This is a genomic window from Maribacter sp. PR66, assembly GCF_028464205.1.
Classification (GTDB): domain Bacteria; phylum Bacteroidota; class Bacteroidia; order Flavobacteriales; family Flavobacteriaceae; genus Maribacter; species Maribacter flavus.
The window spans coordinates 107,900-121,953 of record NZ_JAQPCH010000001.1 but is presented as its reverse complement, the minus strand read 5'-3'; the positions used below and the strand labels follow the sequence as shown (position 1 = coordinate 121,953).

The 14,054-nt window shown below is 43.5% G+C and carries 7 protein-coding genes; 4 read left to right on the top strand and 3 right to left on the bottom strand.

Features of this window, described 5'->3' with window-relative positions; genetic code table 11:
- Positions 1-234: 234 nt before the first annotated feature.
- The 4 genes from PP181_RS00535 (at position 235) to PP181_RS00520 (ending at position 8,151) form a co-directional block, all read left to right on the top strand.
- Positions 235-3,321 (top strand): SusC/RagA family TonB-linked outer membrane protein, encoded by a 3,087-nt coding sequence (locus tag PP181_RS00535; protein ID WP_272635570.1) that lies wholly within the window; start codon positions 235-237, stop codon positions 3,319-3,321.
- Positions 3,322-3,360: 39 nt separating this feature from the next.
- A complete protein-coding gene (locus PP181_RS00530; RefSeq protein WP_272635569.1) occupies positions 3,361-5,106 on the top strand; it encodes a RagB/SusD family nutrient uptake outer membrane protein in 1,746 nt (581 codons plus the stop codon).
- Positions 5,107-5,234: 128 nt separating this feature from the next.
- Positions 5,235-6,281 (top strand): phosphatidylinositol-specific phospholipase C1-like protein, encoded by a 1,047-nt coding sequence (locus PP181_RS00525; protein ID WP_272635568.1) that lies wholly within the window; start codon positions 5,235-5,237, stop codon positions 6,279-6,281.
- Between the two features lie 88 nt (positions 6,282-6,369).
- A complete protein-coding gene (locus tag PP181_RS00520; RefSeq protein ID WP_272635567.1) occupies positions 6,370-8,151 on the top strand; it encodes an alkaline phosphatase in 1,782 nt (593 codons plus the stop codon).
- Between the two features lie 68 nt (positions 8,152-8,219).
- Here the strand turns inward: PP181_RS00520 and PP181_RS00515 are convergent, their stop codons facing one another.
- From PP181_RS00515 to PP181_RS00505, 3 genes are read right to left on the bottom strand one after another with little or no spacing between them, the layout of a single operon-like run.
- Positions 8,220-9,671, bottom strand: a complete 1,452-nt coding sequence (locus tag PP181_RS00515; protein WP_272635566.1) for a TolC family protein — start codon at positions 9,669-9,671, stop codon at positions 8,220-8,222.
- On the bottom strand, positions 9,664-12,906 hold the full coding sequence (locus tag PP181_RS00510; protein ID WP_272635565.1) for an efflux RND transporter permease subunit: 3,243 nt from the start codon (positions 12,904-12,906) through the stop codon (positions 9,664-9,666). Before PP181_RS00510 ends, PP181_RS00515 begins: the two co-directional genes overlap by 8 nt.
- A gap of 21 nt (positions 12,907-12,927) precedes the next feature.
- On the bottom strand, positions 12,928-14,010 hold the full coding sequence (locus PP181_RS00505; protein WP_272635564.1) for an efflux RND transporter periplasmic adaptor subunit: 1,083 nt from the start codon (positions 14,008-14,010) through the stop codon (positions 12,928-12,930).
- Between the last annotated feature and the right edge of the window lie 44 nt (positions 14,011-14,054).

Here is a 14,054-nt window from a genome sequence, read left to right as displayed (position 1 = left end):
ACACCCGAGGGAAATAATCGGTAAAAACCATTTTTCCGTCTTTGGATCACCAAAAAGTATCGATGGAAAGCGTCCTACCTCATTTTAAATTAAACTAATCATAAAGTATCCGTAACCTACCACCTACTCCTTAAGAATTACTTTTGATAGGAAATCTAAAAACAAAAAAGAGCCTGCGGCAACAGGCTCTCTAAAAAGCATCGAAAATCACTAAAACTTCAACACTTTAAAACTATGTATCTTAAAAACCGACTAACTAAAATCGGCTTTGCCTTACTTTTTGCGATTTTAGGAAGCAGTTTCCTCTTCGGGAACTCAAAAACTACCAATAAAAGTATTGAAAAAGAATGGGGATCTGTAGAGGATTCCTATGATTTTATATTTTCTCTGGAACAGAACCCCATAACCGGACAGGTTACGGATGAAACGGGAGCGCCACTACCGGGAGCGTCCGTGTTGGAAAAAGGAACCAGTAACGGTTCCATTACGGACTTTGATGGTAATTTCTCCATCAATGTAAGGTCTGGAGCAACCTTGCAAATTTCCTATTTGGGCTATAGTCCCAAGGAGATAGTGGTAGGCAATAATTCTATTATAAATGTACAATTGGAGCCGGATGCCACGCAATTGGACGATGTAGTGGTCGTAGGTTACGGTACCCAAAGGAAATCTGATATTACAGGTGCTATTGCATCGGTTAAAAGCGAAGATTTCAATCAGGGAGTGGTAACCAACCCTGGGGAATTACTACAAGGTAAATTGGCAGGGGTGAACATCGCGGCAAATAGCGGAGAGCCTGGTGCGGCACAAAATGTGATTATCAGAGGGGTTGGAAGTTTGCGTTCAGGTACACAGCCGCTTTATGTGGTTGATGGCTTTTTGCTGGACAATGCTAACAACGGTTTTGATACCAACCCTTTGAATTTTTTGAACCCCAGCGATATAGCAAGTATTGATGTACTAAAAGATGCCAGTGCTACCGCGGTATACGGATCACGAGCCTCCAATGGAGTCGTTGTGATTACTACAAAGAGGGGAAGAATGGGCAAAACCGAAATGAATTTCTCGGCGTCCACGGCTTTTTCCACCATTTCAAACAAGATCGATGTATTTGATGCGGACACGTTTCGCAACCAAGTAGTAGCGGTAGGTGGTACGCTGGAAGATTTTGGGGCCAATACCAATTGGCAGGACGAATTGACACAAACCGCGGTATCCAACAATGTAAACTTTTCCATGAGTGGCGCCACAACGGAAAAATTTGCCTATTTCGCTTCGGTGGGGTACCAAGAACAAGAGGGTGTTTTGCAAAACAGCAACCTTGAACGCTATTCGGGCAAATTGAACATGAACCAAAAAGCGTTCAACGGCAAGTTGAACGTTGATTATAACCTCACCGCCTCGCGTACCCAAAATTTGAGACCTGTAATAACAGGAACCATAAGTGATATGCTCAGTTTGAACCCCACGATTCCCGCACTTACAAATGGTGTTCCAACAATTTTGAACACAAACGCCTTAAATCCGTTAAAAAGGAACGAACTCTTTAGCGATACTGCCATCAACAATCGTATTTTGGCCAGTATTTCGCCTTCAGTTACAATTTTCGACGGTTTGGTCTATAAATTAAACCTAGGGGTCGACTATTCAACTACCACAAGGGACGAACAGTACAGACCTTTTCCAGAGGTCGTAAATGAATCCAATATCTCACAGGGCTCATTGGAGAGCACAATCAGTTCCAATACGAATGAACTGGTTGAAAATACACTAACGTATAATTGGAACAATGAGGTTCATAATGTAACCGTACTTGCGGGACATTCCTATCAGAAATTTTTAGAAGAGGGGAGAACCTTTTTTTATAGAGGTTTCGCCAACAATAATATTGAGCCACGGTTCCAGGACCAGACCAATACGGATGAATTTCCAACTACGGTAACAGCTGCCGCAGAGCAGAACGAGCTACAATCGTTCTTTGGAAGGGCCAACTATACCTATGATGATAGATATCTTGTGACTGCCACCTTGCGTGCAGATGGTTCTTCAAAATTTGGTGCAAATAACAAATATGGGTATTTCCCTGCATTTGCACTTGGCTGGAATATTAGCAATGAGAATTTTATGGCCAACTCCGTATTTGATAACCTTAAGCTGCGCGCAAGTTGGGGACAAACAGGTAACCAAGAAATCCCCTCCAAAATTACAAAGGCCAGTTTTTCGGAAGATAGATTGTTAACGGGTGCAGGGAGCCTAAGTACCTACCCCATCGATACCCAGGGCAACTCCATTGACGATTATCCGTTCGGTATCGTTTTTACCCGTTTGGCGAACCCCGATCTACAATGGGAGGTTTCCACACAAATTGATTTAGGTCTTGATTTTGCGCTATTCGACTATAAATTGACGGGTACGTTGGATTATTTCAATAAAGTTTCTTCTAATATCTTATTGGAAGTAGTGCCCGCAGACCCCGTGGAACCTACCTCTACTTTCTGGGATAATATCGACAATATGGAAATCCATAACAGTGGCGTCGAATTGGCATTGGACTACAACAGCAATTCACAGGGCGATTTTTCATATAACATTGGGGGCAACGTCACCTATATTCAAAACGAAGTAAGGGATTCACCCTATTCGGTCCTTACTACAGGAGCGGCGCAAGGGTCCGGACAAACAGGTGCAACCATTAATGGGTATATCAACAACGAGCCAATAGGTGCTTTCTACATGCTTGAATTCGATGGTATTGGAGCCGATGGCCTTAACCAGTTCAAGGACACTAATGGAGATGGTGCAGTCTTGGATGATGACCGTAGGGTAGTGGGCAGTGCCATCCCTGATTTTATCTACGCTTTTTATGCGAACTTCAAGTACAAGGCTTTTGATTTGGGGCTAAACTTCAATGGGGTAGCCGGTAATGAAGTATACAATCACACAACAATGTCCCTTTTCAACAAAGCGCAATTGGGTAGGTCTAACAACACTACGGATTTTGCCGTGCAGTTTCCCAATGAGTCGTTGAGCAATTCGAATACGGTATCCACCCGCTATCTAGAGGATGGTTCGTTCTTACGTTTGAACAACGCCACGCTAGGGTATAATTTGAGCGCGGAAAAGGTCGGCTTGGGGGATGCCCTTCAAAACATCCGTTTTTCGATAACCGGGCAAAACCTTTTCGTTCTTACCAATTATACCGGTTTTGACCCAGAAGTCAATACGGGCGCTACCCAAGGCGAAATACAGACCTTTGGTATCGACCGGTTTACATATCCAAGAGCAAGGACCTTACTTTTCGCTCTTAACGTAACATTTTAATGAAAAACAAAGGATTTTAAAATCACATAAAAAAGTATCATGAAAACTATTAGAATTTATAGAGCATTACCGATAGTGCTATTTTTAGTTGCATTTTTTGGTTGCACGGACTTGGAGGAGGATGTACTGGACGAGTCGCTTACCGGGACCGGTCAGGCTGAAATTGTAAGTGGTTCCATTGCGCCCGTTTACGGTCTACTTAGAAATGTATGGCTTCATACACGTAATTTTGGTCTCCAGGAAATCGCTTCGGATGAAGCCATAATTCCCAACCGTGGTGGGAGGGACTGGTTTGACGGTGGCAAGTTCATCGCAGTGCATCAACATCTTATGACCCCTGGTAATAGTCTCGTGGGCGATTCCTGGAACGAAATAACCTTATCCATATCCAGGGCGGTCATCGCCATTGATAGACTGCGTCCTGAGGCTGATAACGGAAATGCCGAGGCGCAAGGCGCTTTGCACGAAATGATCGCCGCAAGGGCCTATCTCAATATGTTGGCGCTGGATAATTGGGGAATTGTTTTTAAAAAAGAAAGTTCAGAAGAAATATCCCAAATCCTTAGAGCGCAAGAAGCTGTGGATTATATTGAAAGTGAACTATTGTCCGTGGTTGAAGTTATCAATAACGACCAAGGTCCCGGTAGGTTTACCAAAGATGCGGTGAAGGCCCTTTTGGCCCGATTGTACTTGAATTCCGCCGTATACCGCGATCCTTATGGTACACCCAATTTTTTGGATGCCGATATGGATAAGGTAATTCAATATACCAATGATATCATTTCGGGACCCTACTCTTTGTCACCGGAGTATTTTGACATATTCAATGACGACAACAATAGCAACCCTGAAGTTATATTTTCGCTCGATCAAAGGGGCGTTTTGCAGACAGAACACAGTCGTTGGCAGTACTGGTCCATATCGGGCGATCAAATTCCAAGACCGGAATTCCCCAATACACGAGGCACCGATGCCGCTGCGGCAACCCCTGATTTCATTCAGACGTGGGCAGATGCCTATGGCAATGTTGATGCGGCCGTGGCCGATGCCCGTTTCTTTCAAGAGAACACCGTAATCCCAGAAAATCTTAGAGACCTCACTGGGGTAAACCCAAACAACGATGCGGACCATTTTTACTGCGTTCCGGCTGAGGAGTTTGAAATTGATAGGGGTATACTTCGAGGAATAATTTGGGGACCTCGAAAAGACGAGCAGGGCAATATTCTCACCTGTGATGATGGGTCTGTCCGTATTTATCCCGTCATAAACAGAAGGACAAGCGGTGCGGACCTTAAGTATGTGGACCATAACCTTGACGTTAATTTTACGGATGAGGGCAGTCTGCACAACACTGGACATCGGTTTTCGAAATATCAATTCAGCCGTACAGCTCCCAATTGCTGTAGCAACAGTAGCGTGGATATAGTATTGCTTCGTTTGGGTGAGATTTATTTGATGCGGGCCGAAGCAAAACTCCGTAAAGGGGACAATGCCGGTGCCTTGGCCGATATTAATACCCTTAGAACCTCAAGAACCGCCAGACCCGAGCAGACACCGGAAGCACTTGCAACGATTGACCTTGATATTCTATTTCGTGAATCTGGATTTGAGCTCTATTGGGAAGGACTGAGAAGAACATATCAAATCCGTTTTGGCAAATATGAGGGCTCCTGGACGGGCAAGACGGATAGCGATCCAAACAAAAGATTGTTTCCCATTCCTCAGAGAGCGATTGATGGAGCATCTAGTGTAGAGGGATTTTTGGTGCAAAATCCCGGTTATTGATGCTCTATATTAAATTAAATACGGCCGGTATGAAAATACCTGCCGTATTTTCCTTTTCTGGTGGTTTTAAATTAGTTTGAACGGGTTAATCGCAATCTATGAAAATGCATAAGCAAATACAGGTATTTATGATTTTAATACTTCCTGTTTTTTGTCTTTCCCAGGAATATGGGAAAGGAAATGTACGGCTGAACGATATCCAGGTGATCGGAAGTCACAATAGTTACAAAATAGGAATTGAAAAGCCTTTATGGGAGTATCTATTTCAATTGGATTCATCAATGGCAAAATCGCTTCAATATGAGCATATCCCATTGACCCAACAGTTGGATTTAGGACTTAGAAACCTGGAACTTGATGTATTTCACGACCCTCAAGGTGGACACTATTCCAATCCAAAAGGATTGGATATTGTAGAGCTATCGGGAGAAAAATTCTTGCCGTTCGATAGGGAGAAAAAATTAAACAAACCCGGCCTCAAAGTATTTCATGTTCAGGATATAGATTTTAGAAGCCACCAATTACTTTTTCAAGAGGCGCTGCAGGAACTTTTGGCCTGGTCCAACAAGAACCCGGAGCATACTCCTATCTTCATCACGTTGAACACTAAAGACGGGATAATACCGCAACTAAAGGATCCTTTGGTTTTTGATGCCGATGCATTGGAAAACCTGGATAAAGAGATAAAAACGGTTCTCCCAAACGAAAAATTGATAACTCCGGATTTGGTAAAGGGGGATGAAGAATCTTTGAAGGAGGCAATACTTGGCGATGGATGGCCCAGTTTGGACGAGGTAAAGGGGCGTTTTCTTTTTGTCTTGGATGAAAGTGAGACTAGGTGTGATCTCTATCTAGATAAATTCCCCGGACTTAAAAATGCGGCACTGTTTATCAATAAACCGGAGGGAAGTCCAGAAGCGGCATTCATAATCGTAAATGATCCCGTTGGGAATTTTGAAAAAATCCAAAATCTGGTTTCCAAGGGTTATATGGTCCGCACCCGTGCAGATTCGGGAACGGTTGAGGCAAGAAATAATGACTATACAAGGTTTGAGAAGGCTAAAACTTCAGGTGCCCAAATAATTACTACCGATTATTATCTGCCTAGCAAATTTTTTGAATCGCGCTACAAAGTTGATTTTGGTATGGGTACATTTGAGAGAATAAAAGAATAGCGCAACCTACAAATTCCGCAAACCATGGTTACCTTGGGGCCTCTTACTAGAACTTTAACCATAAGGACATCGAATAATCTTGTTTAAAATGAAAATTGACGATTTACTAAAACGCCTATTATCGCTTTGGATTCTGGTCTTTGCCCTACAATTCAGCCATGGACAAATACCTTACAAAGTACATTCCCATAACGATTACAATCAGGATTTCCCTTTTGTAGAAGCGTATATAAATAACGCTTCATCTATAGAAGTTGATTTGTTTCTAAAGGATAATACCCTGTACGTTACCCACGAGGAATCAAATATCAAGGAAGGTCGCACGCTATCCTCACTTTACTTGGAACCCTTATCGGAACTAGAGAAAAAAGGTGAACTACGGAACACACAACTCTTATTGGATCTAAAGTCGCCAGCGGGACCTACCCTAAAGGAGATACAAAAGGTCTTAAAGAAATATCCTAATCTTATAAAAGGAGATAAAGTATCCTTTGTGATATCAGGAAATCGTCCAGATCCAAAAGATTATGTCAATTATCCGGATTACATATTCTTTGATCATCAAAATTTGGTCGACTTGGAAACGGTACCAATGGAAAAGGTGGCCATGATCAGCCTTAGCTTTCAAAAGTATTCTGTTTGGAACGGATATGGCCGAATGGTGGAAGAAGAACTGAACAAAGTCAAAGCTGCTTTAACAAGAGCCCATGCGTTCAATAAACCTTTTCGGTTTTGGGCAACCCCAGATACTAAGACCGCTTGGGCACGGTTGGCCACATTGGGGGTGGATTTTATCAACACCGATCAACCGGCCAAGGCATATAATTATTTGGAATCTTTGGATAGCAGGAGTTATAAGGGCGAGGTTAAATCGATATATCAGCCACAATACAAATTTGATCCAAATTCTAAACCCATGAATATCTTGCTTATGATTGGCGATGGTAATGGATTGGCCCAAATTTCGGCCGCTATGTTCGCGAATAGGGGTCAATTGAGTATCACAACTATTAAGGACATTGGGTTGATAAAAACATCCGCGTTTGATGATTTGATAACCGATTCGGCCGCAGGGGCAACGGCCATGGCCACGGGACAAAAAACGAATAATAGGGCCATTGGGTTGGGACCCAATGATGAGGTGTTGCCTAACTTGGTCGATGTCGCATCCGGAAAAGGGTATAGAACGGGAATAATTACGACCGATGCCATTTACGGCGCTACACCGTCGTCATTCTATGCCCATGTAAAGGATAGGGACAATACCGATGGTATTCTAAAGGATTTGAAAACGAGTAAATTGGATTTTTTTATTGCCGGGGGAGCTTCTTATATTGCTGAATTGGGCAAGGTATTTAAGCCAATCACGCTTACAGAATTTACCGATCTAAAAAATAAGTCCGTGATATTTTGGGGAGATAACAAGATGCCGACCCTAGAAATGGGCAGGGGGGATATGTTGCCAAAATCCGTAAAAAAATCCATGGAAGTTCTTTCAAAAGATGGAGAACCTTTTTTCATGGTCGTGGAAGGAGCCCAAATAGATAATGGCGGTCATTCCAATAATATTGCGACCATCATAGATGAAATGTTGGACTTTGACGCAGCGGTTGCCGAGGTATTGAAGTTTGCCGATACAACGGGCAATACGTTGGTTTTGATTACGGCCGATCATGAAACGTCCGGCTTTGGAATCGTGGGAGGAAATTGGGAAGAAGGCGAAGTTCAAGGTGATTTTTTGACCATCGATCATACGGCCATCATGGTTCCTTTATTTGCCTATGGGCCACAAGCTAAAAATTTTCAAGGGGTGTATGAAAACTCCGAGATATTCTCAAAGCTCAAGGAAATTATGGAGGCCAAGAACTAACCATTCTTTGAAAAAAATAGAAAAAGCCCCCTAGAAGGGAGGCTTTTAAATTTAGGTTTCGGGGGAAATCAATTCCATCCACCACCAAGGGCCTGGTAAATAGCCACACGGGCAACAAGTTGGTCCCGTTTCGTTTCAATTAACTCCATTTTAGATTCCAAAGCCTCTCTTTGGGTAAACAGCACCTCTATATACTCGATTCTTGCCGATTGGAACAATTGTGTTGAAAGGTTAATGGATTCTGTAAGAGCTTCCACCTGTTCAGCCTTTAAATCATAGGTTTTTTTGAGGTTCTCAATGTTGGATAATTGATTCGCAACCTCAATGTAGCCTTGAAGAATCGATTTTTCATATTCATAGACCGCCTGTACCTGTCTGGCATTCGCCGTATTGTATTCTGCCTTAATGGCATTTCGGTTTATCAAAGGGGCAACCAAATCGCCCACCGCCGAATATAATAGGGACTGCGGGGTTTCTGTCAGATATTTTGGTTTAAATGCCTGAAGTCCCACCCCGGCTTTTATCCCAATCGAAGGATAAAAGTTGGCCCTGGCCACTTTTATGTCCAGTTTAGCGGCCTGCAACTCATACTCCGCTTGACGAATGTCAGGTCTGTTCAATAGCAGTTGCGAGGGAATACCAGCGTAAATGGTATCGATTTTGCTTTCTATGAACCCTTCCGAATTTCTTTCGATTCGTTGGGGTGACCTACCGATAAGAAAATTCAGTTTGTTTTCCGTTTCCACGATCTGCTGCTGCACCTCAAATTTATGGCTTTGGTTCTTTAGGACTTCGGCCTCAAACCTGCGTACCGCCAACTCGGTTGCCCTTGCCGCCTGCTTTTGTAAACGTACCATTCTCAGGGCATTTCCTTGTATCTCAAGGTTTTGCTCAATGATGGCCAATTGGTTATCCAAAGCGATCAATTCATAGTACAAATCCGCTATCTCGGCAATAAGACTTGTGACCATAAAGTTTTTGCCCTCTACGGTGGCCAAATACTCCATGACCGCTGCCTTTTTTGAGTTACGTAGCTTTTTCCAAACATCCAGTTCCCAAGAAGCGAAAATTCTGGCGGAATAATTGGTCAGGGGCTCTGGAAATTCCTCATCCTCCCGAATGTTCAGGTTTTTTTCAACCGCACCGTTTCGGGTGTATTCTCCCACTTTTTCAATATCGGCACCAGCCTTGACATCGATAAATGGCAGATATTCCCCCTTTCTGGCCTTTACCTCATTTTGTGCGATATCGATATGTTGCAACATAATATTCAGCTCTTGGTTGTTTACCAAGGCAGTATCGATCAACGATACAAGGTAGGCATCGGAAAAGAATTCCCTCCACCTTGTGTTCGCGGTGTTCAAGGTATCATTGGATAAGGCCCTGTAGGTTTCCGGAAGGCATTTGTCCTCCTGCTTTAGCGTTTTCGTTGGAACACAGGAGTGGAAGGCCCCAAATAGAACAATACAGACGAAAAGCCTACCGTAGCTTTTTATTTTAGGTACTCTGTAGTTATTCATTGTCATTTCTTTTAGTTAATTTTTTCAAGAGTTTTTTCATTTCCCTTAGGGCCGTTTTAGTCCTGCTTTCTTCTTCGGAAATTCTCATGAACTCTTCGGAAACCGGTTCGTTGGACTCTCCCTTGATAAGACTTCGACCATCGGTCATCTTTGCGAAAATGTAGTAAAGACCCGGGATTATTAGTACCCCGAATAGGGTTCCCATCAGCATTCCACCCATGGCCGACCCTCCAATGGTCCGGTTACCGATAGCTCCAGCTCCATGGGCGATGACCAAAGGAATAAGTCCGGCGATGAAAGCAAAGGAAGTCATAAGAATAGGTCTAAACCGTACTTTGGCCCCTTCAATGGCGGATGCCAAAATAGTACTTCCCTGCCGCCTTTTCTGAACGGCGAACTCCACGATAAGTACGGCGTTCTTACCTAATAGCCCAACCAGCATGATAAGTCCTATTTGGGCATACACGTCATTGGCAAGTCCCATGCCCTTGAGCATAACAAAGGACCCTAAAATACCAACGGGTAGCGAAAGTAAAATAGCAAAAGGTAAAAGGAAGCTCTCATACTGTGCCGCCAATACAAAGTAGACGAAAATCAGTACAACGATGAATACATACAGCGATTCATTACCTCTTTTAGCTTCGTCATACGAAAGACCTTCCCAATCCACATCATAGCCGCGTGGAAGCGTTTTTTCCGCTACCTCTTTGATGGCGTCAATTGCATCACCACTGGTAAATCCCCTTGCGGGAAGTCCTCTGATGGATGCCGAATTGTAAAGGTTGTACCGGGTAATTTCATTGGGTCCCAAACGTTTTTCCATCGTCATAAAGGCAGAGTAGGGCACCATTTCGCCTTCCTCGTTCTTTACGAACAATTTTTCCAGATCGGAAGGCAACGCCCTGTACTCTGGAGCGGCTTGGGTGTATACCTTGAAAAATCTTCCAAAGCGGATAAAACCTTGCTCATAGGTACTACCGATCAAAATATTCAGGTTTTCCATGGCCTTGTCTATACTCACTCCCTTCTGCATCGCAATTTTGTTGTTGATCTTCAATTCATACTGCGGATAGTTGGCAGAGTAGAAAGTGAAAAGGCCGGTAATCTCTTCACGTTTTGATAGCGCATCCATAAAATTATTGTTGATACGTTCAAACTCATGGTAATCGGTTCCGTCCGTTTTATCCAAAAGACGTAGGGAAAAACCCCCGGAAGAACCAAACCCGGGAACGGCCGGTGGTTCAAAGTATTCGATTACCGCACCCAAATCCTTGGTTTCCTCTTCCAGCTCCTCCATGATCTCGTGTACGGAATGATGGCGTTCCGACCATGGTTTTAGGTTGATCAAACAGGTACCCGCATTGGAACCACGGCCCTCTGTCATAATCTCATAACCCGCTAGGGAAGAAACTGATTCCACGCCCTCCGTCTCTTCACATATCTGTTGCAATTTTCTGGCAACATCGTTGGTTCGTTCCAATGTTGAGCCCGGAGGTGTTTGGATGATCGCGTAGATCATACCTTGGTCCTCATTGGGTATAAAGCCGGCGGGGAGGGTTTCGTTCGTAAAAAATATACCTACACAAAATGCGATAAGGATGCCAAAGGTCAATACCCTTCTAGCCACGATCCGGTCCAATACCTTCCCATATTTACCGGTCAATTTTTCGAATCCACGGTTAAACCAATCGATGAATTTGTCCAACGGGGATTTCTTTCTTTGCTTTCCATGGTTGTTTTTTAAGATCATGGCGCAAAGAACGGGTGTCAAAGTAAGGGCCACCATCGCTGAAATTACGATAGATCCCGCCATGGTAATGGAAAACTGTCGATAGAATACACCCACAGGTCCTGTCATAAAGGCAATGGGAATAAATACGGAAACCATCACCAAGGTAATGGCAATGATCGCGCCCCCAATTTCATTGACGACCACCTTCACGGCCTCAAATGGCCCAACATGTTTTTCCTCCATTTTGGCATGGACGGCCTCCACGACCACAATGGCGTCATCCACCACGATACCAATGGCCAAAACCAAGGCAAATAAGGTTATCAAGTTGATGGACAATCCAAATAGCTGCATTACGAAAAACGCACCTATGAGGGATACGGGAACCGCAATGATGGGTATTAACGTGGAGCGCCAATCGCCCAGGAACAGGAATACCACAATGGCAACCAGGATAAAGGCATCCCTGAGCGTGTGCATTACCTGTTCTATGGAAGCATTCAAGAAACTGGAAACGTCGTAACTGATTTTATAATCAAGTCCGGAAGGGAGGTCTTTCTCCAACTCGGTAAGTTTTTCCTTTACGGCATCGATAACATCACTGGCATTACTGCCAAAAGTCTGTTTCAAAACTATGGAAGCCGATGGTTTACCATCCAGATTGGAATAAATATCGAAAAATTCGCTTCCCAGCTCTACATCGGCCAAATCACCAAGTTTCAAGATTTCACCATCTTCGTTGGCCTTTATGATAATTTCCTCGTATTGTTGGGGTTCGTTATATCGGTCTTGATACATCAACACATACTCCAAGGATTGGGAGGTCTTACCGGAGCTCTGTCCGATCCTACCCGGTCTGGCCAAAATACTTTGCTCCTCCATTGCCGTGAGGATTTCCTCGGCAGAGACATTGTAAGCCCGCATACGGTCCGGTTTTAACCAGACACGCATCGCGTATTTTCGGCTTCCCAAAATTTGGGCACTTGCAATACCATCGATCCTCTGTATTTCTGGAATCATCTTGGTATATGCGTAGTTATAGAGGAAGAGCTCATGATCATCCACGTTATCACTGTATAGGTTAACGTACATAAGCATACTGGGCTGAATAGGGGTTATGATTACCCCTTCGCGTTGCACAAGGTCGGGTAGGTTTGGCATTACCTGGTCAACGCGGGTCTTTACCCGTACGACCGCTTGATCCGGATCGGTACCAGGTTCAAAAATGATACGTATGGTCGCCTCACCGGCACTGGTGGCATCGGAAGCGATATAGCGCATTCCTTGTACACCATTAATGGCGGTTTCCAAAGGAATAAGGGTAGATTTTACCAAAACGTCCGCACTGGAACCAGGATAGGCAATGAAAATGTTTACCGTGGTCGGGGCAATTTCGGGGAACTGTGAAATAGGCAATTGCTTTATGGAAAGCAATCCTACAAATACGATTATTACCGATATGACAATAGCCAAGACCGGTCTCTTGATAAATTTACTGAACATAATACGTTGGATTAATTCTTGTTATTCGGCATAAACGGCCAACTTGGAAATCACCTCGTTCGGCTCCGCGAATTCGGTCTTTATTTTTTCCTTGTTCTTGACCATTCGTATGCCATCCAGTAAAATTTTATCTTTAGGACTTACGCCTTTACTAACAACAAATAAGTGTGGAAGTTCTGCGGCAACGGTAATTTCCGTCTGTTGCACAATGTTATTTTCGTCGATCACAAAAACATATTTTTTGTCCAGGATCTCAAAAGTGGCCTTTTGGGGAATGATGATAGCATCTTTAAAAGGTATGGTCATGAGAATACTTCCAGTCTCTCCGTGCCTAAGAATCCCATCAGGATTGGGGAAGGTGGCCCTAAAGGCTATATTTCCCGTTTCATTGTTGAATTCACCTTCAATGGTCTGTACGATACCCTTCTGGTTGAACTGTTTGTTATTGGCCAACAAAAGACCTACGGTTTTCTTATCGCCCCTGTCCTTGCTCATGATATAATCCAAATATTCGGCTTCCGGTACGTTGAAATAGACCCACATTTCGGAATTATCGGATAGGGTGGTCAATAGTTCTCCTTCATCAAGTAAACTACCTTCCCGAACGTGAAGGTGGTCCATGATACCATCAAAAGGTGCGCGAACATCTGTAAATCCAAGATGTGTTTGGGCCAATGCCACCTCTGCTTTTGCTCTTTCTAAAGTAGCTTTGGCCATGGCGAGCTCATTGGCGGAGACCACATTGCCATCGGCAAGTAATTGGGTGTTATTGAGCTCTATTTCGGCAATTTTGGCTTCGGCCTCTGCCTTTTGTAAATCGGCTTGATAGACATTGGGCATTATGTTGAACATCTTTTGCCCTTTTTTTACGAACTGGCCTTCGTCTACATGAATTTCCTTTAAATACCCTTTTTCAAGGGCCCTAAGTTCTATGTGGCGTATAGAATGAATTTGGGCCACATAATCCTTGGTGATGGAAGTGTCTTTTTTTATGGGACTGGTAACCAAAAATTTGGTGTAGTCCTCGTGGGTTTCTTTTTTGGAGTTACAGCTAGATAGGCCCAAAATAATTAGAAGACCTATAATCATGGGGATTCTCCTCATAATTTTAAATTTAGAAAATGATATTATTTAGAACAATGGATTTG

What these genes read in the sequence shown, in the direction of transcription:
- PP181_RS00530 (WP_272635569.1), top strand. Translation starts at nt 3,361, where the DNA reads ATGAAAACTATTAGAATTTATAGAGCATTACCGATAGTGCTATTTTTA.
- PP181_RS00510 (WP_272635565.1), bottom strand. Translation starts at nt 12,906, where the DNA reads ATGTTCAGTAAATTTATCAAGAGACCGGTCTTGGCTATTGTCATATCG.
- PP181_RS00535 (WP_272635570.1), top strand. Translation starts at nt 235, where the DNA reads ATGTATCTTAAAAACCGACTAACTAAAATCGGCTTTGCCTTACTTTTT.
- PP181_RS00505 (WP_272635564.1), bottom strand. Translation starts at nt 14,010, where the DNA reads ATGAGGAGAATCCCCATGATTATAGGTCTTCTAATTATTTTGGGCCTA.
- PP181_RS00525 (WP_272635568.1), top strand. Translation starts at nt 5,235, where the DNA reads ATGATTTTAATACTTCCTGTTTTTTGTCTTTCCCAGGAATATGGGAAA.
- PP181_RS00515 (WP_272635566.1), bottom strand. Translation starts at nt 9,671, where the DNA reads ATGAATAACTACAGAGTACCTAAAATAAAAAGCTACGGTAGGCTTTTC.
- PP181_RS00520 (WP_272635567.1), top strand. Translation starts at nt 6,370, where the DNA reads ATGAAAATTGACGATTTACTAAAACGCCTATTATCGCTTTGGATTCTG.